The sequence below is a fragment of the Kribbella sp. NBC_01484 genome (genome assembly GCF_036227145.1).
Taxonomy (GTDB): Bacteria; Actinomycetota; Actinomycetes; order Propionibacteriales; family Kribbellaceae; genus Kribbella.
Map to the genome: position 1 here is coordinate 4,315,888 of NZ_CP109437.1, position 25,027 is coordinate 4,340,914.

Sequence of the window (25,027 nt, forward strand, 5' to 3'; positions counted from 1 at the left end):
CGGACCGGTCAGCCCCGGACGATCTCCCGGGTCCGGGCGCAGACGTGTTCGTCGAACTCGGCGACCTTGGCCGCGGTCCGTTCGGGGGTGAGGACCGACTCCTCGAGGACGGTGAAGCGGCCGGGGCGGGTCAGCGGCGCGTAGCAGACGATCTCGGCGAACTCGTCCAGGCTGAACCCGAGGTCTGCGGGTCGTACCGGCAACCCATGGCGATGCAGGCAGTCGACGGTCGCGTTGAAGTGGTCCGCGTCGCCGCGCAGGAACCACGCGAAAGCTGCCCCCAGTCCGACTTGCTCACCGTGGAAGGCCCGTCGGCCCGGATAGTGCAGATCGATGGCGTGGGAGATCTCGTGGCAGGCCCCGGAGGCCGGCCGTGAGTTGCCCGCCACCACCATCGCCATCCCGGACAGCACCAGGCCCTCGGCCAGAGTGGTGAGGAACGCGTCGTCACCGACCCCGCCGCGATGATCCATCACCGCTTGTGCGGCGGTCCGGGCCAGCGAGACCGCGAAACCGTCGATCGCCTCCCCGCGCAGCCGGTGTGCGGCCTCCCAGTCAGCGGTCGCGGACAGGTTCGAGACGATGTCGCCGATGCCGCTGCGGACCGATCGAGGTGGTGCTTGGCCGATCAGGTCGAGGTCCACCAGCACCGCGATCGGCGCAGGCACGCTGTACGAGCCGCGACCGGCGTCGTTGTCCAGCGTGCTGATCGGTGAGGCGATGCCGTCGTGTGCGAGGTTCGTGGCCACCGCGACCATCGGCAACCCGAGCCGGGCCGCGGCGAACTTGGTCACGTCCAGCACCGTGCCACCGCCGATCCCGACGATCGCGTCGTACTGCTGCGGGCGGATCTGCTCGACCAGCCTGATCGCGGCGTTGATCGTGCAGCCGTCCACGGTGAACCAGTCCGCGCCCGCGAGCCCGGGCTGGAAGGTCTCCCGGATGACCGGACCATGGGTCGGCCCGACCGCGATCGCCACCCGGCCGGAGGGCGAGATCCGCTGGTCGGCCAGGATCTTCGCCAGCTCGCACAGCGCTCCCCGCCGCACGTCCACAACGAGCGGTGCCGGGATCATCCGGGCTAAGAGCGGCATACGATCTCCCGCGCCCGGGTCAGGTCGGCGTGGTTGTCGATCTCGACCCAGTCGACGGTGCCGATCGGAGCGACGTCGATCCTGAGGCCCTGGTCGACGAGGAGTTGGTAGGCGTCCTCGTAGTAGAGATGCGGGTCGCGCTCCCAGGTCTTGCAGAGGGCGGCGGCGAGGTCGGTCGCGGCGGCGGGCTCGATCAGGGTGACGCCGATGTACTCGCCGGTGGCGGTGGCCGGGTCCATCAGCTTGGTGATGCGCTCGACGCCGGCGTGCTCTGAGCAGATCACCTTCATCTCCTCCTCCGCCAAGGACTTCTCGGTGTCGACGGCGAGGATGATCCGGCGGTTGTTGCCGCGGGCGTCGAGCAACGCCTGCTGGACCGAGGCCGGATGCACGGTGTCGCCGTTCGCCAGCATCGCCCCGGAGCCGAGGTGATCGCGCGCGCACCACAACGAGTATGCGTTGTTCCACACCTCGGCCTTGTCGTTCCGGATCAGCTCGAGGGTGACGCCGTACCGCTGCTGCAGGTCCGTGACGCGGGCCTCGATCGCTGCCGCGGCGAAGCCGACCACGATCGCGACGTCGGTGATGCCGACCGCCGCATAGTTGGCCAGCGTGAGGTCGAGAACGGTCGTATCAGGACCGATCGGAACGAGTGCCTTAGGCAACATGTCCGTGTACGGGCGCAACCGCCGACCCGCCCCGGCGGCGAGGACCAGTCCGATCATGGCCCATGGTACGGCTTCGGCCCGTCTGCGCGCCCTGGCTTGCGATGTGATGGCACGATCGTGACCATGACATGGCTTGTGACTGGTGGTGCTGGGTATATCGGGGCGCATGTGGTGCGGGCGTTCCTGGCCGACGGGATCGACGTGGTCGTGATCGACGACCTGTCCAGCGGGAAGGCCGAGTTCGTGCCGGACGGCGTCCCGTTCGTCCAGGCCAACCTGCTGGACGGTACGGCGGTCCGCGGTGCGCTGGACGGGGTCAGCGGGGTCGTGCACCTGGCCGGGTTCAAGTACGCCGGGGTCTCGGTCGACCGCCCGCTGCACACCTACACGCAGAACGTGACCGCGATGGTGTCACTGCTGGAGGCGATGGCTGACAAGGAGATCCGCAACCTCGTGTTCTCGTCGAGCGCCGGCGTCTACGGCACGCCGAAGGACGAGCTGGTGACCGAGCAGACGCCGCCGGACCCGCAGAGCCCGTACGGCGAGTCGAAGCTGGTCGGGGAGTGGTTGCTCCGGGACCAGGCCGCCGCGACCGAGCTGCACCACACGTCGCTGCGCTACTTCAACGTGGTCGGGTCCGGTGACATGAAGGTGTACGACGCCAGCCCGTACAACCTGTTCCCGATCGTCTGCGGCCTCCTGGCCCAGGGGAAGGTGCCGCAGATCTACGGCAACGACCACCCGACGCCGGACGGCACGTCGGTCAAGGACTACGTCCACGTCGCCGACCTAGCCCGTGCGCACGTCGCCGCCGCCGGCGCGCTGGACGCCGGGACGAGCCTGGAGCCCGTCTACAACCTGGGCAGCGGCACCGGCACGTCGGTCCGCCAGATCATGGACGCCGCCCGCCGCGTCACCGGCATCGACTTCACCCCGGCCGAAGGCCCTCGCCGCCCCGGCGACCCGTCCCGCGTCGTCGCCGACGGCACACTGGCCGCCCGCGACCTGGGCTGGAAGAACACCTACACCGTCGACGAAATGTTCGCCACCGCCTGGGAAGCCTGGCCGAAGAGCTGACCTCTGATCGTGGTGAGCGGTGCCCGCCGGTTGTAGCCTGTGGCGCAGTTCACTGAGCTGCCCGGTGCGGGCACCGATCGAGGGGTGCGATCCATGAGTTACGAGAGCCTGCCGCATTTCCTGGGGAAGATCGATCTCTTCGAGGGGCTGTCCGAGGACACGCTGTCCGACCTGATCGAGCGTGGCACCCGGCTGACCGTCCCGGCCGGCCAGCACGTGATCGAGCAGGGGGCCGACGACACCGGCCTGCAGGTGGTGCTCGAGGGTTCGGCCGACGTCGAGGTCAACGGTGTCGTCCGCGAGCCGCTCAAGGTCGGGGACTACTTCGGTGAGATCTCGCTGATCGACGGCCTGCCGCGGTCCGCGACCGTGGTCGCCGGGCCGGACGGGCTGGGCACGTTCGCGCTGTCCGCGCTGGCGTTCGAGCCGGTCGTGCGGGAGAACCCGGACGTCGCCCAGGCCCTGCTCAAGGCCCTGACGGCCCGCATCCGCCGCCTCGAGTCCGACAACTGAGCCGATAGGTTCGAGCGCGCGGGAACGGCGATGACCGTGTTGATGCCACGCCTCCGGCGCGGCGGGTCCTGGGGCTCTGGCTCCCGGCCTTCCCTCGTCACTCCAGTCGCTTCGCTCCCTGCGCTCCTCAGTCCAGGCCGGGAGGCCCCATGACCGAGGAACGGAAGGTTGTCTCGGTGCTGTTCTGCGACCTGGTCGGCTTCACCACCGCGTCGGAGTCCGCCGACCCCGAAGACGTCCGCCGGTGGCTGGCGCCGTACCACTCGACGCTGCGGCAGACCGTCGAGCGGTACGGCGGGACGGTCGAGAAGTTCGCCGGGGACGCCATCCTGGCGGTCTTCGGTGCGCCGCGGACCCGGGAGGACGACGCCGAGCGGGCGATCCGGGCCGGCTTGGCCATCCTCGACGCGGTACGCGAACTGCCGGACGGGCCGCTGGAGGTCCGGATCGGGATCGAGACCGGTGAAGCACTGGTCCAGCTGACCGCGCGACCCGAGCTCGGCGAACCGTTCGTCACCGGCATGGTCGTCAACACGGCCGCCCGGTTGCAGGCGTCGGCGCCGGTCGGCGCGGTCGTGGTCGGACCCGGCACCTACGACGCGACGAGTCGCGTGTTCGGCTACGAGGCGCTGGAACCCGTTGTGGCGAAGGGAATCAGCCACCCGCTCGACCGCTGGCAGGCCGGCCCGCCGCGGGCCCGGTTCGGCGCGGACGTGATCCGCGACCTCAGTACGCCGATGGTCGGCCGGCAGCGCGATCTGACCTTGCTGTGCACGACGTTCGAGAAGGCCGTCGCGGAGCGGGTGCCGCAGTTCGTCACACTCCTCGGCGAGCCGGGCATCGGCAAGTCGCGCCTGGTCGCGGAGCTCGGCGCCTGGCTGGACCGGCACGACGAACTCGTCGGCTGGCGCGAGGGCCGATCAGTGCCGTACGGCGAGACGCCGTTCGGGCCGATCGCGGAGATCTTCAAGGTCCAGGCGGGGATCCTCGACACCGACCTGCCGACCCAGGTGGCGGAGAAGCTCGATGCGATCCTTCCGGACGGCGCGGACCGGGCCTGGTTGCGGGCCCGGGTCGGACCACTGGTCGGCGTCGAGCGCTCCACGCCGGCGGAGTCGGTGGCGCAGGAGGAGTCGTTCGCGGCCTGGCGCCAATTGCTGGAGTCGTTCGCCGAACAGTCGCCCGTGGTCCTGGTGTTCGAGGATCTGCACTGGGCGACGGACGCGATGCTCGCCTTCGTCGATCATCTGGCCGAGTGGCTGACCGACCTGCCGCTGCTGGTCGTCGTGACCGCCCGCCCGGAGTTGCTCGAACGCGGACCGCAGTGGACCCGCGGCGTACAGAACTCGCTGACCATCGGCCTCTCGCCGCTGACGGCAGCCGAGACCGACCAACTCCTGATCGAGATGTTCGCCGGTCAGGACGTCCCGGACCAGACCCGCCGTCGCCTGGTACGGCGGGCCGACGGCAACCCCTTGTATGCCGAAGAACTCGCCCGGATCGTCGCCGACTGCGGCCCGGACCGGGCCGCCTCCGTCGAGCTGCCCGCCGGCATCGCCGCGCTGATCGCGGCTCGGCTGGACACGCTGGAGTCCGATCGCAAGGCGCTGCTCGCGGATGCGGCCGTGATCGGCCGGGTGTTCTGGGCCGAAGCCGTCGCGGCCCTGTCCGGCCGGGACCCGGCGGAGGTCGTCCAAGCACTGCAGGAGTTGGCTCGTAAGGAGCTGGTGCGCCCGGTCCGGCGGTCGTCGATGCTGGGCCAGCACGAGTACACCTTCTGGCACGCACTGACCCGCGATGTCGCCTACAGCCAGGTGCCGCGGGCGGCCCGCTCGGCGCGGCACCTCGCCGCTGCCGGCTGGCTGGAGCTGCGCTGCCCGGCCTGCCAGGCCGAGACCCCGAACCTGATCGCCTATCACCTCACCACCGCACTCGATCTGGCCGCCGCACTCGGCGAGACGGATGCGGTCGCGACGATCGCGCCACGAGCCCGCCGCTATCAGCTGATGGCCGCCGAGCTGGCGATGAACCTGGACACCAGCGAGGCGATCGCCCTGCTCGACCGCGCGCTCGGCCTCACCCCACCCGGCGATCCTGAACGTCCGGCGGTTCTGGCGCGCTGGGGCTGGGCGGCGTTCCTGGCCGGCCGGCTCGACAACGCGCGGACCGCCTACCGCGAGGCGATCGCCGGATTCGAGGCCATCGGCGACATCCGCGGACTCGCGCTCACGTTGCGAGCGTCGACGTACGCGCTGAACAGCATGGAGGAGAGCCTGGCCACGGTCGACCGGGCGGTCGCGATGCTCGAGGAGCTCGGGCCGAGCGCGGACCTCGTGCAGTTGCTGTCCGGGCAGGCGAGCATCCGGCTGGTCGCGAGCCGTAGTGAGGATGCGATCGCCTCGGCGGACCGTGCCCTGCGGATGGCCGCCGAGCACGGGTACGCCGTACCGCAACGGGCTCTCGAGGCCCGGGGGCTCGCCCGGGTCGGTCAGGGCGACACCGGCGGGCTGGTCGACGTGAAGGAGGCGCTGGCCGCGCTGCTCGAGCTCGGGCAGGGGCGCGACGCGGCGGTGGCTTGGCTGAACTACGGCTGGGTGCTGTGGCAGATCGAGGGACCGGTCGTCGCCTTGGGCGAGCTCGACACCGCTCGCGACTTCGCCGCTCGGCGGCGGCTGGCCGAGATGGAGCAGCAGATCGGCTGTACGGTTCTGCAGCTGATGATCGAGACGGGCCGGCCGGACGAGGCGATCGCGGCCTGCCGGGCCAAGCTGGAGCACCCCGGACCGGCGTTCACCACCCTGCGGCGCATCGAAGTGCTGTCGGCCCTGGCGGTGGCGGAAGCCGAGTCCGGTCTCGCGGGCGCGCGCGATCCGGCCGAGGAGGCGTTCCGGCTGGCGGTGGATGCGGGCTGGCCGGACCTGATCGTCGTCGCGGGATCGCCCGCGGTGACCACCCGGGCTCGGGACGGCGACCAGGACGGCGTACTGGAGGTTCTCCAGTTGCTCGCGTCATTGTCCGACCTGCGCGGCAGCCTCGAGTTCGACGCCCGGCTGCCCTCATTGGTGCGGGCGGCGCTCGCCGCGGGTCATGCCGAGGCGGGCGCTGTGCTCACGGACTTCGTGGAGCCGGTGCTGCCGATGCGCGAGTACTCGGCGACGACCGCCCAGGCGCTGCTCGCCGAACACCGCGGCGACACGAAGGCGGCGGCCGCCGCGTTCGCCCGGGCGGCCGCGGACTGGGGTGCCTTCGGCAACAAACTCGAGCAGGCGCACGCCCTGCGCGGTGTGTACCGCACCACTGGCGACCCCGCCGCCCTGGCCCAGGCCGAGCTGCTGTTCAGAGCCCCGGGTACTCCTTCCTGAAGGAGCCGGACGGGGTCAGGTTCATCTCGCCGCGGGGGCCGGTGAGTACGCCGCCTTCGACCGGGAGCGTGTGACCGGTGATCCAGGCGGCGTCGTCGGAGGCCAGGAAGGCGACCGCGGCGGCGATGTCCTCGGGCTCGCCGACCCGGCCGAGCGGATACATCTTCGAGAACCGCTCCAGGGTGCCCGGCTGGTTGTCCCAGTTCGGCGTCCGAATGGTGCCGGGGGCAACGATATTGAACCGGACGCCCAGCTCGCCGTACCGGGCCGCGTAGTTGACGGTCATCGCGATCTGGCCCGCCTTGGCCGCGGAGTACTCGATGTTGCCGAAGGCGGCCAGGCCGTTCACCGAGCTGATCGTCACCACGTTGCCGCGAGTCCTGACCAGGTGGGGGAGCGCGGCCTGGATGCACCGGGACGCGCCGACCAGCGTGAGGTCGAGTTGCCGGTGCCACTCCTCGGCGGTCGCGTCCTCCGGCACGGACGTCACGATGCAGCCGCCGGCGTTGTTCACCACGACGTCCAGCCGGCCGAACCGATCCACCGCGGCCGCCACCGCCGCGTCGACGTCGTCCCGGCTGGTCACATCGAGGCGCAGGCCGAGCGCCTGCTCGCCGATCCCGGCCGCGACCTCGGCGACCTTCTCCTCCTGCAGATCGGTGACCACGACGGAGGCGCCTTCGTCCGCCAGCCGCCGGGCCACCGCGGCCCCGATCCCCTGCGCACCCGCGGTGACCAGAGCCACCCGTCCTTCGAATCGCCGCACGTCATCCCTCCAGCACTCGGTCGACCTTCTCGTCCGTGACCCGGCGCTCCAGCTTGGCGGCATCCAGGTTGCGGCAGAGGACGATCGAACCACCTCCGGAGATCACCCCGACCAGCAGTGCCACCCCGTCCCGCGTGGTCAGGTCCCGGGTGACGAGGATCCGGTCGGCGACGGGTTCCGCCGTACCGATCAGGTCTTCGTGGGTGAGGTCGTCGTACGCCGGTGACGACGGAGCCGGCGGGTCGAACGGGACGAACACGTCCGGGTGGTTGTAGACCTCGGCGCCGTAGTCGTGGATGCCGTCCGGCAGCGGCTCGCGGAACCGGCCGCCCAGCGGGAGCAGCGCCGATGCGATGGTCTCCCGCTCGCCGCGGACGGTCAGGTCCGGGCCGGTGATCGCGAGGGAGCCGGTACCGCTGGTGAGGGCAGCGCCGACCGACCAGGTCGACAGCGCCCAGACCACGCCGAGCCAATGCGGCGGCAGGCCGATCGCGACGGTCTCGCCGGGCTCCAGGTCGTACTCGTCGACCAGCAGGTTGGCGGTCTTGGCGACCCAGTTCGCGGTGGTGAGGGCGCTCAGCTCGATCCGTTCACCGGTCGCGTCGTCGTAGTAGGTGAGGAAGGGACCGGCGCCATCCCGGCGGACCGCGGTTCCGAACAGCTCGGGAAGGACTCGTGACATATGGCCCACCCTACGTTTCCGGCGCCGACGTACCGTGGTGAGGGGATTCGCGGAAAGAAGGCTTGTCATGGTGCCACAGCTCGAGCTGCCACAGGGCGGCGAATGGATCGTCATCCTGGTCATCGTCATTCTGCTGTTCGGCGCGAAGAAGCTGCCTGAGCTGTCGCGCAATGCGGCGCGCGCGCTGAACGAGTTCAACAAGGCCAGATCCGAGGACGACGACGACAAGCCGGCGCAGGTCACCGCACCTCAGCCGCCGCCGTCGGACGGGCCGGCCGAGTCAGTCGGGCGGGTTGATGTCGAGGGCGGCGGCTCGGAGGGCGTTGGCGAGGAGCGTCGCGGGCTCTGAGAGGCGGCCGGGGAGGCGGGCCAGGATGGTGCGCCGTAGCTCCTTCGGTCCGCCGCGGACGGTGACCACGCGGACACCCGCCGGTGCGGCCGACGCCATCGACGCGGAGATCGTGGTCAGCCCGGCACCGGCCGCGACCAGCTGCAACTTAGCCAGCCAGTCGCGCACCGTGTGCGCGATCACCGGCCGCTCGTCGAGCCCGGGCCAGACGCCCATCAGCAACTCCTCGCCGGACGCAGGCCCGGCGATCCACCGCTGACCCCGCAGGTCGGCCACGTCCACCGAGTCGTGGGCCGCGAGCGGATGACTGGCCGGCACCGCCAGCCGCAGACTCCGCTCGGCCAGCGTCTCCAGCTTCAACGCCGGCGACTCCGCGTCCGGTGGCCGGAACGGCGGTGCCGACGCCAGCAACGCCAGGTCCACAGTTCCCGCCCGCAGCGCCCGGACCAGCGCGGGGGTGGATCCCTCCCGGGTCGTGACCGTGATCGCCGGATGGCCGCGGCGTAGCGCACTGATTGCCTGCGGCAACAGAACGGCGCCCGCGCTCGGGAACCAGCCCAGCCGGACAGTTCCACCGGCTGCGGGGAGCCCGGCGAGCTCGCGGGCCGTCGCGTCGAGCTGATCCAGCACGCCGGCGGCATTCCGCAGTACGACTTGACCCGCTGCCGTCAGCAGCACGCCTTCTCGCCGCCGCTCTAGCAGCGGCGCGCCCGCTGCTCGTTCCAGCGACGCGATCTGTCGCGACACAGCCGACTGGGTGTAGCCGAGCGCGGTCGCGGCCGCCGTGAACGTGCCGCGTTCCGCGACCTCCCGGAACACTCGCAACGCCACCAGTGAGACATCGGTGAAGTCCATGATGTTTACGCATACCACGTGTGCCAAAGATTCGTTGGAGTCATACTCGCACCGCATCTACGTTTGGTCACATGAGAGAACAACGCATCGCACTCGTCACCGGCGCCAACCAAGGCATCGGCTACGCCTTCGTCCGAGAACTAGCCATCCGCATGAACGAAGAGGACCTGGTGCTTCTGACCGGCCGTGACCCAGATCGGGTAGCTACCGCCGTGGCCGAGCTGGCTGACTCCGAGGCGGGGATGGCTCGGATCGAGGGGCGGGTGCTGGATGTGACGGATGCGGAGGCCGTGGCGGCGCTGGCCCGTGAGCTGGGGGCGGTCGACATCGTGATCTCCAACGCCGTCGGGCCGCTGCACCCGGATCGGACGCAGGCTGAGCAGGCTGATGTGTTCATCGATGTCGCCAACCTCGGGGCTCAGGCTGTGTTGCGGGAGTTCGGGCCGATTCTGCGGCCGGGTGGCCGGCTGATCGTGGTGGCCAGTTCGCTGGGGACGCTGGAGCAGTTGCCGGAGCCGCTGTGGGGGCGGTTCGACGGGGTGACGCTGGACGAGGTCGAGCAGGCGGTCGAGGATTGGCGGGCCGCGATTCACGACGGGACGGCCGAGGAGAAGGGCTGGCCGGAGTGGATCAACTTCCCGTCGAAGGTGGCTCAGGTGGCCGCTGTACGGGCCGTCGCCGCGGATCGCCGTACGCGGGACCTCGAGGACGGGACGCTGGTCGCGTCGGTCTGTCCGGGGCTGGTGGACACCCGCGCGTCCCGGCCGTGGTTCGATGACTTCAGCCAGGCGAAGTCCCCGGCCGAGGCGGTCAAGCCGATCGTCGACGTCATCCTGACCGACCGCACCGATCCCGCGATGTACGGCGAACTCGTCCGCGACGGCAAAATCCTCCCGTGGAAGCCGTCCACGCGGTGAAATCACCCCGCAGTACTCCAGCAGCCGGAGTTCTCATAAGGTCAGGACATGTTGATCCTGGGCGGCCTGGCTCTGATCCTGGTGCTGACCGTTGCCACTGGCTACTTCGTGTCCCAGGAGTTCGCGTACGTCGCGGTCGACCGGAGCCGGCTGCGGACGCTGGCCGAGGACGGTGACCCGGCGGCGGCGCGGGCGCTGAAGGTCACGTCGCGGCTGTCGTTCGTGCTGTCCGGCGCGCAGGTCGGCATCACCATCACCGCGCTGCTGGCCGGGTACTTCGCCGAGCCCTATCTCGGTGCGGGCCTGGAGGATCTGCTCGGCTCGGCCGGGGTGCCACAGGCCGTGAGCGTGTCCGTCTCGGTCATCCTGGCGTTGCTGTTGGCAACGATCATCCAGATGGTGCTGGGCGAGCTGGCGCCGAAGAACCTGGCCATCGCGAAGGCCGAGGCGATCGCGCTCCGGCTGGCCCGGTCGACGCTGCTGTACCTGACCATCGCCGGCCCGCTGATCCGGGTGTTCGACTCGGCCTCGAACCGGATCCTGCGCCGGGTCGGCATCGAACCGGTCGAGGAACTGCCGCAGGGCGCGACCGCGCAGGAGCTCGACCGCATCATCGTCACGTCCTACGAGCAGGGGTTGCTGGACGAGGACACCATGCGGCTGCTCGACCGCGGCCTCGATTTCCGCGGCCGGACGGCCGGGGAGGCGATGGTCCCGCGTGTCGACGTCATCATCATGCATCGGGACGAGCCGCTCACCCGGGTGGTCGAGCTGCAGGACACCGGGCACAGCCGGTTCCCGGTGATCGCCGACTCGGTCGACGAGGTGCTCGGCGTGGTCGCGATCGGCGACGTGGTCGAGCTCGAACCGGCCGACCGGGCGCACATCGCGGTCGGCTCGCTGGCTTCGCCGCCGGTCGTCGTACCCGAGACCTTGCCGTTGCCCGGCGTACTGGAACGGCTGCGGACCGCCCGCCGTCAGCTCGCGATCGTCGTGGACGAGTACGGCGGATTCGCCGGGATCGTGTCGCTCGAGGACATCGCCGAGGAACTGGTCGGCGAGATCCACGACGAGGACGACCTGCCCGAGAGCGGCCTCGTTCCGGGCGGCGACGGATCGTGGGTGGTGTCGGCCCGATGGCGGCTCGACGAGGTCCGGGCGGCCACCGGCGTCGCGCTGCCCGAGGGTGACGACTACGAGACCCTGTCCGGCCTCGTGATGGCCCGGCTCGGCCGGATCCCCGCGATCGGCGACGAGCTCATGGTGGAACTGCGGCACCGCATCGACCATGACGGCCGGCCGGTCCCGGCCGAGTTCGTCCGGCTGACGGTCCAGACCATCGAGCGCCACGTGCCGGGTCTGGTCCTGATAGAGCGGTTGGCATGAGTACGCCGCTCGCCCTGATCATCTCGGTGATCCTGCTGGCCCTGAACGGCTTCTTCGTCGCCGCGGAGTTCGCGCTGGTCGCGTCGAAGCGGCATCGGCTCGAGGAGGCGGCCGCGGCCGGCAACCGCTCGGCTCGGGCCGCGATCGCCGGGGTGAGTGAGCTGTCGCTGATGCTCGCCGGTGCGCAGCTCGGCATCACGTTGTGCACGTTGGGACTCGGTTCGCTGGCCGAGCCGGCGGTGGCCAGTCTGCTGCACCCGTTGTTCGAGCTGGCGCACGTCCCCGAGCGCGCCGGTCAGGTGATCGCGTTGATCATCGCCGTCGCCGTGATCGCCCTGCTGCACGTGCTTCTCGGTGAGATGGCGCCGAAGTCGTGGGCGATCAGCAATCCCGAGCGGTCCGCGCTGGCGCTCGCTCTCCCGTTCCGCGCCTTCACGTACGTCTTCCGCCCGCTGCTGATCGTGCTGAACTGGCTCGCGAACCTCTGCGTCCGGCTGGCGAAGGTGACCCCGCAGAACGAGCTGGCCAACGCGCACGGGCCCGACGAGCTCCGCCTGCTGATCGAGTCCTCCCGGGAACACGGCACGCTGGACGAACCAGAGCACAACCTGCTCACCGCGATGCTCGCGCTGCAGAACACCACGGTCGCCCAGGTGATGACTCCGATCGCCCAGCTGGCGACGGTTCCCGCGGCCGCGTCCGCCCGCGACGTCGAGCTGACCAGCCGCCGCGAGGGCCGCTCCCGCCTCGCGGTCGTCAGTTCGGGTACGACGATCTGCGGCATCGTGCACGTCCGTGACGCGGCGCGCGCGACCACGAGCGGCGGTACGACGTTGCGCGCGTCGGACCTGATGACGGCGCCCCTCGAGCTGGCCGCGAGTACGCCGGTGGCGACCGCGATCCGGACGATGCGCGATCGGCGTTCGCAGCTGGCCGTCGTACGGGACGAGGATCGGCCGGTCGGGGTGGTGGCGTTGGAGGATCTGCTCGAGGAGGTGATCGGGGAGTTCGACGACGAGACCGACCCGATCGTCAAAGCCGCGAAGGCGGAATCACCGGATCGCTAGGGCGGCTACGGTGGAGGCAGGAACCGTCCGGAGGAGGACCGTCGTGCCGATCAGGCGGCTTGGGCTTGTCGTTCATCAGGGGCGTCCGGTGGCTGTGCAGACCGCCGAGACCGTGCGTCAGTGGGCGACCAGACACGACATCGGCTGCACCGACATCGACGTCTGGAAGGCGCACGAGGAACGGCGCGGCGGGATGGACGAGCTGCACCACGCCGGGAACCCGGATCTCGTGGTCACGCTGGGCGGTGACGGCACGTTCCTGCGCGGTGCCCGGATCGCGGCGAAGAACGACGCGGCGGTGCTCGGGGTCGATCTCGGCAAGGTCGGGTTCCTGACCGAGGTCGCGTGCCGCGACGTGGAGGCCGCTCTGGAGGCGGTGCACCACGGCGGTGCGACCTACGAGGAGCGGATGACGCTGACCATGCGGGCGTCGCGTCCACTGGAGATCCCGAGTGGCATCGAGTCGTTGCTGCGCTACGGACATGGCCCTGCCCTTCCGCCGCCGGCGGTCCGCCCGGAGACCGCCGAGGGTGACGGCTGGGGGGTGGCGCTGGACGTGACCGCGCTGAACGACGTCGTCCTCGAGAAGCTGGCGCGCGACCATCAGGTGGCGCTGGGTGTGTATCTGGCCGGCCGGCTGCTGGCGTCGTACTCCGCGGATGCGGTGATCGTGGCGACGCCGACCGGGTCGACGGCGTACAGCTTCGCGGCGGGTGGGCCGATCCTGTCGCCGAGCACCGAAGCGATCGTGTTCACTCCGGTCGCACCGCACATGACCTTCAATCGAACGGTTGTCACGGCGCCGGACGAGCCGGTCGCGCTCCGGGTCCTCCCGCACTCCGGTCAGGCCGCGGTCAGCATCGACGGGCAGCTCCGCGGCGTCCTCGATCCGGGCGACTGGATCGGCGTCTACGGCTCGACTCGGCGGCTGCGACTGGTCCGGTTGGCTCCCACCGATTTCTACGGCCGGCTGCGGGACCGCTTCCGGCTCACCGACGCGCCCGCGACCGCCCTCGACGGCGAGTCCGACCTGTTCTGGCGGACCACCACACCTGTCCCACCGGACCTCGCCCACCTCAAGCTTCCGCCACCGTCTGGTCACGACCGGTAGGGTCTCTCCTCATGCGAAACGTGGTGATCCTGGCCGGTGGTTCGGGGACACGGTTGTGGCCGCTGTCCAGAGACGACCGGCCGAAGCAGGTGCTGCCGCTGGCAGCCGGACAGTCGTTGCTCCGGGTGGCGTACAACCGGCTGCGCGGCTTGGTCGAGCCGGAGAACATCTATGTGTGCACGGTCGGCGCGTACACCGAGGTGGTCCGCACCGAGCTGCCCGAGCTCGGCGAGCACAACATCATCGGCGAGCCGGCCCGCCGGGACACCGCGAACGCGGTCGGCCTGGCCTCTGCGGTGGTGGCGCGCAACGACCCCGACGCGGTGGTGGCGTTCGTCGGATCGGATCACCTGATCAGTCCGGAGGACGAGTTCCGGACCGCGATCGAGAACGGTTTCGCCGTCGTCGAGCAACGTTCCCGGTCGCTGGTGACGTTCGGGATCGAGCCGACCCATCCGCACACCGGGCTCGGGTACATCGAGCGCGGCGAGCCGATCGAGGGGACCAGGGCCTTCGCCGTCGACCGGTTCCGGGAGAAGCCGGATCGGGCGACCGCCGAGGAGTACCTGGCCACCGGGCGGTTCTGGTGGAACTCCGGCATGTTCGTCTGGCGGGCCGAGACCGTGCTGAGCGTGCTGGACGAACTGCTGCCCGAGTCGGCCGCGCGGCTGCGTCAGGTCGCGTCGGTCTGGGACACCCCGTCGCGTGATGCGACCTTGGCCGAGATCTACCCGAACCTGCGCAAGATCAGCGTCGACTACGCGGTGATGGAGCCGGCCTCGCAGGGCAAGGTGGACGCGGACGTGGTAGTCGTACCGATGCCGGTGCACTGGCTCGATGTCGGCTCCTGGGCCGCACTGGCCGGCACGTACGACGCCGATGCCAACGGCAACCGTACGGACGGGACGACGCTCAGCTGCCTGCTCGACTCCCACGACAACATCGTTGTCACCGACGACCCCGACCACCTGGTCGCCGCGGTCGGCCTGCGCAGCCACATCATCGTCCACACCCAGGACGTCACCATGGTCTGCCCCCTCGCCGACGGCGAACGCGTCAAGGACCTGGTAGCCCAAGTCCAATCCGACCACGCCGAGCGCTACATCTGACCCCACACACCGCCCGGAGGCCGGCGGGGGTCGTTGCGCTGGCGGGGGTGCGGACACCCTGTCGGGACCTGGGACACCTCACAACCTGTCCCAGGCCCCCGCAGCGTGTCTCAGGTCCCTGTTTTGGTTCGTTCGCCTCCTTCGGGTCCCGGCAGTCGGCCTCGTTCTGTCGGTTGCCTGGGGTGTGGCGGACCTGCAGGCCATCACAATCGCCGAGACGCTGCGGTCGTCCGTGGGAGGTCTTCGTCCTGGCCTCGTTGTGATGGCCTGGCGATCCGGTCGACGGCACGGGAACACCCACGGAACCGACGAGAGCGGCGGATATCCGTCGAATGGTCGGGGTACGACGAACGCCCCGGCGGAAGCGGCTCCGCGGGGGCGTTCGATGTACACGAGTTGGGAGCTCAGCCGCCGGCGGGCTCCTGGGCGTCGGTGGACGGGTACTTGTCCATGAACTGTTTGAGGGCGTCACCGCTGACGGAGCCGCAGAACTGGCGGTGGCCGAAGGCCTTGTCCTGGCCCTGGGCGTTGCCGCTCCAGTGCGAGAACGCGATGCTCTTCCCGTCCGGCCACGGCTTGCCGTCGGTCTCCCGGAACGGCGCTGCGATGAACTTGCCCGACGAGCTGTCCGGCAGCTTCGCCTTGGAGATCTTCTCGATCTGGTCGATCTGGTCCTTCGGCAGGGAGTCCTTGTACCAGAGGATCGTGTACCCGTGCTCCAGGTTGTGCACCAGGTTCGGGATCGGCGGCCGGTCGTCGAGTGTGTAGAACTTCTTGTTGAACGGCGCCCAGACCGCGTAGTGCGAGCCGGACGACGGCGGCGACACCGAGTAGTTGATCACCGTGCCGTCGGGCTTGTGGTCCTGGGTGCCGGCGGCCTCGTCGTTGGTCGGCGCCTCGCAGGACGCGGCCGACGCGGCCACGCCGAGCTCGGTGGCGGCCTGGTTCTTGGTCTGGGAGTCCTGGATCAGCCGGACCGCCGGGTAGGCGATGATGGCCAGGCCGACCACGATCGACGCGACCACGATGAGGATGGTCCGGTTCCGGTCCGTTCGGGCCTGGTCCCGTTGCATCTTCTCGATCATCTCGCGACGCGACTGCTTCTGCGACGACGCTTTACCCACTGTGTTGGTCTTCCCGGATCAGGGCGGCCACCGCGCCGCCGTGCGGGAGCAGTGTACGAGGTGACCCTGAGAGGTTGCCTAGAAAACTACCTGGACCGTGAGCCGAACGTGACAGTCGCCTCACTGCCCGGTCCGGTCCGGACGGTGACGCCGTACCCCTCGGCGTGCAGCAGTACGGCGAGCCGCTCGGCGATCACGCCGACCGCGACCGGCTCGTCGCCGAAGACCGTGACAGCGTTGTCCAGCAGCTCGAGGTGAATGTCCTCGACCTCATCCAGCAGTCCGGCCCACAGCGCCGGGTCGACCTCACGCGGACCGGTCGGCGCCAGACGCTCCAGTACGGCGGCCCGCGCCGCCTCACGAGTCCCGAGACTGAACATGTCCTGGTCGGCGTCGCGCACCAGCGCCCGCGCCCCAGGCCCGTGCTCCCCAGTCGGGAGTACGGCGTCCTGCAGCCCGCGCACCACCGCGACAGGGACGCCGTCCGCCTTGCCCTTGACCAACTCGCTCGCACTGGCGATCTCGTCGGCCAGAGCCGGCTCCGTCACCGCGAGGACGTTGCCATGGCTGTCCGTCGTACCGCGAAGGTCTTCCACCACGCGGACTCCGGCCGCACCGATGGCCAGGTCGGTCTGTCCGGTGCGCCACGGGCGGCCCAACGTGTCAGTGATCACGATGCCGACGTTGACGTCGTACCGCTGCTTCAGGGCGGTCCGCAGCTGCCGGGCCGACTCGTCGGGGTCGACCGGGAGCAGCAGGACCGTGCCGGGGGCGGTGTTGGACGTATCGGTGCCGGCCGCGGCCATGACCAGGCCGTGCCGGGTCTGGACGATCCGGGTCTCGCCGCGCTGGGCCACGACCCGCACGAGCTCGGTGTCGATCGCCTCCTGCCGGGTGCCGTGGGTCAGGCGTCCCTCGGCCTTGCTGACGATCTTGGACGTGACGGAGACGACATCGCCGTCCCGCAGGTCCGTCCCGTCGCCGATCAGTGCCGCCAGGTCGTCCCCGGCCGCCACCTCGGGCAGTCCGGTCACCGGGAAGACTTCCAGGTGCTTCCTCATCGCCGTACGGCCTCCGCGAGGTTCAGCGCCGCATCGGCCATCGCGGCGGTGGTGGACTCGTCCGTCATCCACAACGGCACCGCCTGGACGTGAATTCCGGCTCCGGCGATCGAATCCGCCTGGATCGCGTCCGACGTGTCGATCAGCCAGCCGTCCAGTACGCCGCCGGACGCGCGCGAACCGTAGTACCGGGCCACGGCCGAGGCGGTCGAGGCCACACCGACGGTGGCCAGCACCTTGTCGGCCATCCCGCGGACCGGGCCGGTGCCGATGATCGGCGACAGCCCGATGACCGGCGCGGCGGTCTCCCGGACCGCGTCCCGGATCCCCGGTACGCCGAGGATCGTGCCGACCGAGACGACGGGGTTGGACGGCGGCACGATCAGGACGTCGCAGTCCGCGATAGCCTCCAGCACGCCGGGCGCGGGCTTGGCCTTCTCCTGGCCGACCGCGACGATCTGGTGCGCGGGGATCTGGGCCTGCCAGCGGACCCAGTACTCCTGGAAGTGGATCGCCTTGCGCCGCCCGGGCTGCTCCGGGTCGTCCACCACCACGTGGGTCTCGACCCGGTCGTCACTCATCGGGAGCAGCCGGACCGGGAGCTTCCAGCGCGCGCACAGCGCCTCGGTGACCGCGGTCAGCCCGTAGCCGGCGTCGAGCATCTGAGTCCGGACCAGGTGGGTCGCTACGTCCCGGTCGCCGAGGCCGAACCAGGTCGGCTCGACGCCGTACGCCGCGAGCTCCTCCTTGATCACCCAGGTCTCGTCCTCCCGGCCCCAGCCGCGTTCGGCCGAGATGCCGCCACCGAGCGTGTACATCACCGTGTCGAGGTCCGGACACACCCGCAGCCCGAACAGGGTGATGTCGTCCGCGGTGTTCCCCACCACGGTGATCTCGGCGTCCGGGCGGGCCTTCAGCAGCCCGCGCAGGAAGGTGGATCCGCCGATGCCACCGCTGAGCACTGTCAATCGCATGGGAAGAGTCTGCACGAGTCGTCAATCGGTCGGACCACCGCACGACTATGCTGCGGTGGGTCCGAACCATCCGCACAGCTCAGTTGTACGGCCCCCAACATCCGAGGAGCCCTCGTGGTCACCGACGCAACCAAGAAGCTCAGAGAGCCGGTCGCGTACATCCTGCTCGCATTCGCCGGCCTGATCGTCCTGGCATCGCTGATCCGGCTGTTCGTCGGCGGCGCCGGCTTCACTGCCGCCGCCGGAGGCGTGCAAGGCATTCTCACCCCGCCGTCCTTCGGCGCAGTGCTGCTCCTGCTCTCGCTGGTGGGATCGGTCTGGCTGGTGAACGAGGCGGGTGAACGGACGCCGAACGCCCGGACCGTGGCCCTGGCCGCGCTGGTGATCACCGGTGTGGCCGCGCTGATCGGCCTGATCACGGCGTTCGCCGGCTTCAACGAGACCAGCAGCGCCGGCATCAAGGTCGTCGGGTTCATCTACGCGCTCGGTGGCCTGGCTCTGTACGGCGCCGCCGGTCTCTACATCCTCAAGACCTACCAGGCCCTGCCGGCGCCGGTCCGCGCGCCGAAGCCGGGTCAGTTCGCGCCCCAGGGCCAGGCGCCGTACGGCCAGCAGCAGTACGGCCAGCAGGCGCCGTACGGCCAGCAGGGTGGCTACGGCCAGCCGCAGGGCCAGCAGGGTCAATACGGTCAGTACGACCAGGGTCAGGGCCAGTACGGCGGCTATGGCGCCGCGGCCGGAGCGGCCGGCGCTGCCGGTGGTTACGCGACGGCTCAGGGCGAGCAGCAGCAGTGGCCGCAGGAGCAGAGCTGGAACCAGGGCGAGCAGCAGGCCTGGTCCGCCGGCGATGCCGAGGCTCAGCAGCACGGCGAGCAGCCGCAGCAGCCGGCCGAGCAGGCCTGGTCCGCTGAAGGCCAGGGCGTCGAGCCGACGCAGGCGTGGAGCGCCGAAGGCCAGCAGCAGTGGGGCGGCCAGGACCAGGGCCAGCAGTGGCCGCAGGAGCAGCAGCAGTGGAGCGGTGGCGACGCCGGTCAGCAGCAGCAGTGGAGCGGCCAGGAGTACGGCCAGCAGGGTCAGCAGGAGTGGGCCGGCCAGGGCGAGCACGCCGCCCGCGAGGAAGGCTCACACGAGCAGCCCGAGGCTCAGCAGGCGTGGCAGCAGGAGCAGGCCTGGCAGGCGGAGGAGACTCCGGCCGCCGAGCCGCAGCCGAGCGCACAGCCGGAGCAGCCCGAGACCGAGGCCGCTGACGAGACCCGGGTCGACCCGCGCGTGACCGAGCCGGAGAAGAACGACCAGAACCAGCAGGGTCAGGAACAGCAGGGTTGGTGGTCGCAGCCTTCCTGACAAGGCAGCAAGCCTTTGCCGAAGTCGTCCCGAAACTGTTTCGGGGCGCTTCGGGAGGGCGTAGATCGGTGCGAGAGGCCTGTGCACGCAGGCCTCTCGTTCTTTTGCAGCCGTGTTGCGGATAGTGCCAATAGCAGACCACGGCTTGACTTTCGTGGATTGCAGGAATGTAATTTCAACCGTGTCGTTCGTTGGACACTCGGTATCGGGGACCGTTGCAGAGCGCAGGACGGACGAGGTCAGGCATGTGGACCGCAAACCCACATGTACAGGGGAACGAACAGGGTCGAGGAGGTCGTACCGTGACAGAGCTGATGGCGATTGTCGACGGTGAAGCGATCGAGGAGGAGCCGAACTGGCAGGAACGGGCACTGTGCGCCCAGACCGACGCAGAGGCTTTCTTCCCGGAGAAAGGCGGATCCACCCGCGAGGCGAAGAAGGTGTGCCTCGGTTGTGACGTGCGGGGCGAGTGCCTCGAGTACGCACTGCAGAACGACGAACGCTTCGGAATCTGGGGCGGCCTGTCGGAGCGGGAACGCCGCAAGCTGAAGAAAAAGGCCGTCTGACGGTCAGAACCCGGCACACAACTTCATCCAGGACTTTCCGCGAGGCCCCGCCGACGAACACGTCGCCGGGGCCCGCGGCTGTCCCGGGGAAGAGCGGAGTACGTCCTCCGCGTGCGGGTGAGTGGGTTGAGGCTCAGGGTGACGGCTGTATGGTGAGTCCTCGCCGCGACTCTGGTTGTGGTGAGAACCGTCCGTAACCATCGAGGTGTCACAGCTCCGCATGGAACAAGAAGCTCCGGCCGGCTGGGAATTCTTCGACTCCGTCGACTTCCCGACCGATCACATCGACGACCCGATGGGTCGCCCGCGGGTCCGGCATGTCGTCACCGCGGTGGTGGTCGGCCATGAAGGCGCCGCCTGGCTGCCCCGGCTGTCCGAGGCGCTGTGGGCGCTCAACCCACGGCCCGACCGGCTGATCGCGGTCGACACCGGATCCACCGACGAGACGGCCGAACTGCTGGCCGCGATGCCCGGCGTCGAACCCGTCGTCAGCGTCTCCGCACGCACCGGTTTCGGCGTGGCCGTGGCCCGCGGTCTCGAGGCGGTCGGGTTCGCCCCGATCCCCTCGGCCGTCGGCCCGTACGGCGACGACGGCCACATGCCTGTGGTCGAGTGGTTGTGGCTGCTGCACGACGACTGCGCCCCGGCCCCGAAGGCCCTGGAGAAATTGTTGCTCCAGGCCACGATGTCGCCGGCCACCGGCGTCTGGGGCCCGAAGCTGCGGCTCTGGCCGCGGGACCGTGAACTGCTCGAGGTCGGCGTCAGCACCTCGCTCGGCGGCCGCCGGGACACCGGCATCGAGATCGGTGAGCTCGACCAGGGCCAGCACGATCAGCCGCGGAACGTCCTCGCGGTCAGCTCGGCCGGCATGCTGGTCCGCCGCGACGTCTGGGAGGCCTTGCACGGCTTCGATCCGCGGTTGCCGATGTTCCGCGACGACATCGACTTCGGCTGGCGGGCGAGCCGCGCCGGGTTCCATGTCGGCGTCGCGCCGGACGCGGTCGTCTACCACGCGCAAGCGGCGGCGACCGGCGAGCGCGCGCTGGCCGGCACCCGTCGGCACGCGTACCAGCTCGACCGCGCACACGCCTACTACACCGTTCTCGCGAACGCGCCCGGCAGGCTGCTGCCGCTACTGATCCTGCGCTTCCTGTTCGGCACCGTGCTGCGATCGGTGTGGTTCCTCCTCGGCAAGACACCATCCGGTGCGGTCGACGAGTGGACCGCATTGCTCGGCACGCTGCTGGCCGGCGGCTGGACCCAGGCCCGCAAGAACCGCCGCAACCTCGATCGGGTCCCGTACGACGACATCAAGGGACTCTTCTCCCGGTCGGTGAACGCACTGCGGCACAACCTGGAAGAGACGACCAGCACGATCTCCGAGCGGATCCGCGAAGCCTGGGCGGACGAGCCGGAAGAGCAGGTCGTCACGACAGCACGCCGGGCCAAGTCCACGGCGCGGGTCGCCGTCGACCAGCCGCGCTGGCGTCGTCAGCTGATCCGCCGCCCGTTCCTGGTGGCGTGGGTCGTCCTGGCGATCGGTGCGCTGGTCGCGGGCCGCAGTCTGATCGGTGGCGGTGTCCTCCGGTCCAACCTCTTGCTGCCGGCGCACGAGAGCCTCGGTGCGCTCTGGCACGCGGCCGCTTCAGCTCCGCCCGGTGTGACGCCGCCGGCCTGGCTGGCGCAGTTCTGGGCGTTCTCGACGGTCATGTTCGGCCCGTCCGGTGCGGCGAACCTGTTGTTGCTCGGCGCTGTTCCGCTGGCCGCTCTGTCTGCGTGGGCGTTGCTGCGCTCGTTCGTCGTCGACCGTGTCGCACGAGCCTGGGGTGCCGCGGCGTACGGGATCGCTGTGTTCACGAACGGCGCGATCACGCAGGGCCGGATCGGGACGTGCGTGGCGGCGATCGTGCTGCCGCTGCTCGGTGCTGCCGTGCACACCATCGCCCGGCGGCGTCGTGTGGTCATCCAAGGCAGTTGGCGGGCCGCGTGGTTCGCCGGAATCTGTCAGGCCGTGCTCTTCGCGTTCACCCCGGCGCTCGGACTGCTGGTCAGCGTCCTCCTGGTCCTCGGTGCGGTGATCGGACTCGGTTGGCGCCGGCAGAGCCGCCAGTTGGTCTTCTCCGTCGTACTGGGTCTGTTGCTCGTGTTGCCGTGGACGATCCAGCTTGTGCTGCATCCGTCGCGGCTGGGGCAGGAGGCCGGCGGACCGCCGACCGCCGCGGTCGGTCCCGGCGACAGCCTGCCGCATCTGCTGACCGGTACGCCGATCGGAGCGCCGGCACCGTGGTGGTTCGCCGTACCGCTGATTCTGGTCGCGATGATCAGTCTGCTGCGTTCGTCGCGGCAGCGGTACGAGTTGCTCGGATGGTTCGCCGCACTGGCCGGTCTGGCCGCGACGCTGGTCGCGAGCCGGCTGGGTGGTGGCAGTGGGCCGCTGATGTTCCTGATGACGGCCGGATGGATCATCGCGGTCGCGGTCGCCTGGGACTCGGTCGGCAAGTCCACCGCGATCATCGTGCAGGGCGTGCTCGGGTTCGTGCTGGTGACGACGATCGTGACGGCCGGGTTCTGGCTGGTCCGCGGGATGGACGGGCCGCTGTGGCGCGGACCCGCGCAGGACCTGCCGGCGTACCTGGTGTCGTCGCAGGATCCGCCGGACAACGCGTCCATCCTGGTCGTGCGCAAGGCGCCGGGTGGCGAGATGCGGTTCTCGCTGGTGAAGAACGGTGGCCCGCGGATGGGGGCGCTGGAAGCCGCGCCGACCGCGGAGCAGACCAAGCCGATCGGCGACGTCCTGGCGACCCTCGGTGGCGGTGGCACCGGTGAGGAAGGGCGGCAGTTGGCCGGATTGGCGGTCGACTACGTCTACCTGCCCGGACCGCTGGATCCGACGCTGCAGTCGACCCTCGACTCGCTGCCCGGTCTGACCCGGGCCAGTGCCGAGGACGGAGACGCGTCCTGGCTGGTGGACCGGACGAAGATCGAAGGCACGTCGCCGTTGCAGGACCAGACCCACACGCTGTGGCGGCTGCTCGGCATCATCGGCTGGATCATCGCGCTGGTCTTCTGTCTGCCGACGGTTCGCCGTACTGTCGCCGTCCCGCACGGCACCCACGCGAGGAGGGACCGGTGATCCGGTTGCTGGCGAACCCGCTCGTCCGGCTCGGAGCCGTGGTGCTGGCGATGGCCGTGATCGGCGGGCTCGCGGTGGTGACGCACCCCAAGGAGCCGGTGACGAGTCCGGAGGCCGCAGTCGCCCCCGCGCCCGCGGTGGTGAACCGTACGGCGTTGTCCTGCCCGGTGCTCGCGACCGGCGGGAAGCTGACGAGCGTGGTGAACGCGGTGTCGCCGACGCTGCCCGAAGGCACGCCGACCGCGTCCGGCACCGAGGCGCCGCTGTCGATCACCCCACTGGCGGCCAAGGCCGACCCGGTCGGCTCGCTGCTGGTGCGCGGCAAGATCGGTTCGACCGCTCCGGCGACGAAGCCGGAGCCGCTGTCGATCCAGGGCACCGGCCCGCTCGCCGCCGGCACCGTCGGCACGAGTACGACGACCGCCACCGAGGGCGTGAACCAGGGTATGGCGAGCGTGACGTGCCAGGCGCCCGGTTCGGACTTCTGGTTCGTCGGAGCGTCCGGAGCGAGTGGCCGGCGCGATGTGCTGGTGCTGACGAACCTGGACAGCGTCAACGCCGAGGTGAACGTCACCATGTATGCGCGGACCGGTCCGCAGGACCTGCCGGCTGCGCGGGGGATCGTCGTACGGGCGCGGCAGACGACCGAGCTGTTCCTCGGTCAGGTCGCGACCAACCTGCGGGACGTCGCGCTGCACGTCGAGTCCACTGGTGGCCGGGTCTCGCCCGCGCTGCGGGACAACGCGAGCAACGGCACCAAGCCGGCCGGTGTGGACTGGCTGAACCCCTCGGCCCCGCCCGCGACCAAGGTGTTCGTGCCGGCCGTGGCGCCGGGTGCCGGAGCGCGGATCCTGTCGATCGCGAACCCATCGGATCTGCAGGCGACGGCAAGCCTGACCGTGCACGGGCCGAACGGCCCGTTCAAGCCGGCCGGTCTGGAGACTGTGCAGGTGGACGCCGGCTCGGTGAAGACGGTCATCCTGGACCCGGTGCTGAATCGTGATCCCAGCGCGATCACCGTGACCTCGGACCAGCCGGTGACCGCGTCGATGCGGATGTCGGACGCGAGTGGGACGGACTTCGCTTCGCTCGGGTCGGCCGAGGCGCTCACGGGACCGGCGTACCTGGTTCTGCCGGCGCATCAGCAGCCGGCCGTCCTGGAGGTCACCGCACCGGGTAAGACGGGCAGTGTGAAGTTCGAGCTGCGCGACCTGGCCGGGCGGGCGCTGCAGACCCGAGCGCTCGACATCATCGGCGGCGCGACCACTGCGATCCCGTTGCCGGCGCAGCCGCGGCCGACGGACCTGATGGTCCAGCAGACGCGGGGCACGGTCGTGGCTGGGGTCACGTTGATGCCGGCGGCCAAGGCGGACAAGGAAGACGTGGCTCAGGTCGCCGCATGGCCGCTGAGCACGTCGCTGGTGTTCCAGGCCCAGCTGGGCGCGCAGCCGGATGTGCGGGCCGCGCTGAGGTAGTCAGCCCTCGGAGGTGTTCGCGCCGGGATCCTGGAGCATACGCAGGTGGCGCCGGCGGGCGATCTCGACCGGTGCACCAGGACCACCGGTGCCGGGCTCCTGGCGAGGCAGCGGGCGAGCTGCCTCGCGGACCGCGTTGGCCAGGGCTTCCAGATCGTCCGACGACGGTCCGGCCGCGGCCGGGTCCGGAGCGAGCCGGATCACTTCCCAGCCGTTCGGTGCGGTCAGCCGGTCGGCGTGATCGGCACACAGGTCGTAGCAGTGCGGTTCGGCGTAGGTCGCCAACGGGCCGAGCACACAGGTGGAGTCGGCGTACACATACGTGAGCGTCGACACCGCCGACTTATGACAGGCGGCGCGCGAACAGATCCTGGCGATGCTCACGACCAGACGT

The 25,027-nt window shown here is 70.2% G+C and carries 22 protein-coding genes; 13 read left to right on the top strand and 9 right to left on the bottom strand.

Annotated features, from left to right (window positions below):
* Positions 1–8 precede the first annotated feature (8 nt).
* Complete coding sequence (locus OG555_RS21165) at positions 9–1,094, bottom strand: iron-containing alcohol dehydrogenase family protein (protein ID WP_329484653.1); 1,086 nt, start codon at positions 1,092–1,094, stop codon at positions 9–11.
* Positions 1,082–1,819 carry a phosphocholine cytidylyltransferase family protein gene (locus OG555_RS21170; protein WP_329484654.1) on the bottom strand — a complete coding sequence of 246 codons (738 nt, stop codon included), beginning with the start codon at positions 1,817–1,819 and terminating at the stop codon, positions 1,082–1,084. Before OG555_RS21170 ends, OG555_RS21165 begins: the two co-directional genes overlap by 13 nt.
* Positions 1,820–1,885: 66 nt before the next feature.
* Here OG555_RS21170 and galE point away from each other — a divergent pair, with 66 nt between their 5' ends.
* The 3 genes from galE (at position 1,886) to OG555_RS21185 (ending at position 6,714) form a co-directional block, all read left to right on the top strand.
* A complete protein-coding gene (galE, locus tag OG555_RS21175) occupies positions 1,886–2,839 on the top strand; it encodes a UDP-glucose 4-epimerase GalE (protein WP_329484655.1) in 954 nt (317 codons plus the stop codon).
* 93 nt (positions 2,840–2,932) lie between these two features.
* Positions 2,933–3,352: a cyclic nucleotide-binding domain-containing protein gene (locus OG555_RS21180; RefSeq protein WP_329484657.1), complete on the top strand. Its 420-nt coding sequence runs from the start codon at positions 2,933–2,935 to the stop codon at positions 3,350–3,352.
* Between the two features lie 149 nt (positions 3,353–3,501).
* A complete protein-coding gene (locus tag OG555_RS21185) occupies positions 3,502–6,714 on the top strand; it encodes an ATP-binding protein (RefSeq protein WP_329484658.1) in 3,213 nt (1,070 codons plus the stop codon).
* On the opposite strand, the gene OG555_RS21190 is transcribed toward OG555_RS21185, so the two are convergent.
* Entirely contained in the window at positions 6,689–7,480 is a 792-nt protein-coding gene (locus OG555_RS21190) for an SDR family NAD(P)-dependent oxidoreductase (RefSeq protein ID WP_329484659.1), read from the bottom strand. The two genes, OG555_RS21185 and OG555_RS21190, sit on opposite strands and share 26 nt — an antisense overlap.
* Position 7,481: 1 nt before the next feature.
* Positions 7,482–8,162 carry a TIGR03089 family protein gene (locus OG555_RS21195; protein WP_329484660.1) on the bottom strand — a complete coding sequence of 227 codons (681 nt, stop codon included), beginning with the start codon at positions 8,160–8,162 and terminating at the stop codon, positions 7,482–7,484.
* Between the two features lie 67 nt (positions 8,163–8,229).
* On the opposite strand from OG555_RS21195, the gene OG555_RS21200 reads away from it, so the two are divergent.
* Complete coding sequence (locus OG555_RS21200; protein ID WP_329484661.1) at positions 8,230–8,511, top strand: twin-arginine translocase TatA/TatE family subunit; 282 nt, start codon at positions 8,230–8,232, stop codon at positions 8,509–8,511.
* Here OG555_RS21200 and OG555_RS21205 read toward each other — a convergent pair.
* Positions 8,443–9,366 (bottom strand): LysR family transcriptional regulator, encoded by a 924-nt coding sequence (locus tag OG555_RS21205; protein ID WP_329484662.1) that lies wholly within the window; start codon positions 9,364–9,366, stop codon positions 8,443–8,445. The genes OG555_RS21200 and OG555_RS21205 overlap by 69 nt on opposite strands.
* A 71-nt stretch (positions 9,367–9,437) precedes the next feature.
* On the opposite strand from OG555_RS21205, the gene OG555_RS21210 reads away from it, so the two are divergent.
* The 5 genes from OG555_RS21210 (at position 9,438) to OG555_RS21230 (ending at position 14,956) form a co-directional block, all read left to right on the top strand.
* Entirely contained in the window at positions 9,438–10,283 is an 846-nt protein-coding gene (locus OG555_RS21210; protein WP_329484663.1) for an SDR family NAD(P)-dependent oxidoreductase, read from the top strand.
* Positions 10,284–10,331: 48 nt separating this feature from the next.
* Positions 10,332–11,669 (top strand): hemolysin family protein, encoded by a 1,338-nt coding sequence (locus OG555_RS21215; protein ID WP_329484664.1) that lies wholly within the window; start codon positions 10,332–10,334, stop codon positions 11,667–11,669.
* Positions 11,666–12,736, top strand: a complete 1,071-nt coding sequence (locus tag OG555_RS21220) for a hemolysin family protein (RefSeq protein ID WP_329484665.1) — start codon at positions 11,666–11,668, stop codon at positions 12,734–12,736. Before OG555_RS21215 ends, OG555_RS21220 begins: the two co-directional genes overlap by 4 nt.
* Positions 12,737–12,824: 88 nt before the next feature.
* A complete protein-coding gene (locus OG555_RS21225) occupies positions 12,825–13,847 on the top strand; it encodes an NAD(+)/NADH kinase (RefSeq protein WP_329484666.1) in 1,023 nt (340 codons plus the stop codon).
* 11 nt (positions 13,848–13,858) lie between these two features.
* Positions 13,859–14,956 (top strand): mannose-1-phosphate guanylyltransferase, encoded by a 1,098-nt coding sequence (locus OG555_RS21230; protein ID WP_329484667.1) that lies wholly within the window; start codon positions 13,859–13,861, stop codon positions 14,954–14,956.
* A 404-nt stretch (positions 14,957–15,360) separates the two neighbouring features.
* Here OG555_RS21230 and OG555_RS21235 read toward each other — a convergent pair whose 3' ends face one another.
* The 3 genes from OG555_RS21235 to cofD all read right to left on the bottom strand — a co-directional run bounded on the left by OG555_RS21235 (position 15,361) and on the right by cofD (position 18,115).
* Positions 15,361–16,041, bottom strand: a complete 681-nt coding sequence (locus OG555_RS21235; RefSeq protein ID WP_329484668.1) for a DUF3105 domain-containing protein — start codon at positions 16,039–16,041, stop codon at positions 15,361–15,363.
* Positions 16,042–16,166: 125 nt separating this feature from the next.
* Positions 16,167–17,141, bottom strand: a complete 975-nt coding sequence (locus OG555_RS21240) for a coenzyme F420-0:L-glutamate ligase (RefSeq protein WP_329484669.1) — start codon at positions 17,139–17,141, stop codon at positions 16,167–16,169.
* On the bottom strand, positions 17,138–18,115 hold the full coding sequence (gene cofD / locus OG555_RS21245; RefSeq protein WP_329484670.1) for a 2-phospho-L-lactate transferase: 978 nt from the start codon (positions 18,113–18,115) through the stop codon (positions 17,138–17,140). Before cofD ends, OG555_RS21240 begins: the two co-directional genes overlap by 4 nt.
* A 114-nt stretch (positions 18,116–18,229) precedes the next feature.
* Here cofD and OG555_RS21250 point away from each other — a divergent pair, with 114 nt between their 5' ends.
* The 4 genes from OG555_RS21250 to OG555_RS21265 all read left to right on the top strand — a co-directional run bounded on the left by OG555_RS21250 (position 18,230) and on the right by OG555_RS21265 (position 24,633).
* Complete coding sequence (locus OG555_RS21250) at positions 18,230–19,459, top strand: hypothetical protein (protein WP_329484671.1); 1,230 nt, start codon at positions 18,230–18,232, stop codon at positions 19,457–19,459.
* Positions 19,460–19,773: 314 nt separating this feature from the next.
* Positions 19,774–20,025 (top strand): WhiB family transcriptional regulator, encoded by a 252-nt coding sequence (locus tag OG555_RS21255; protein WP_442914534.1) that lies wholly within the window; start codon positions 19,774–19,776, stop codon positions 20,023–20,025.
* Between the two features lie 220 nt (positions 20,026–20,245).
* Positions 20,246–23,158 (top strand): glycosyltransferase family 2 protein, encoded by a 2,913-nt coding sequence (locus tag OG555_RS21260; protein WP_329484673.1) that lies wholly within the window; start codon positions 20,246–20,248, stop codon positions 23,156–23,158.
* A complete protein-coding gene (locus OG555_RS21265; RefSeq protein WP_329484674.1) occupies positions 23,155–24,633 on the top strand; it encodes a DUF5719 family protein in 1,479 nt (492 codons plus the stop codon). The genes OG555_RS21260 and OG555_RS21265 overlap by 4 nt, the downstream gene beginning before the upstream one ends.
* On the opposite strand, the gene OG555_RS21270 is transcribed toward OG555_RS21265, so the two are convergent.
* The gene (locus OG555_RS21270; protein ID WP_329484675.1) at positions 24,634–25,017 is read right to left on the bottom strand and encodes a DUF3499 domain-containing protein; all 384 of its coding nucleotides are present in this window, start codon (positions 25,015–25,017) and stop codon (positions 24,634–24,636) included.
* Positions 25,018–25,027: the final 10 nt, after the last annotated feature.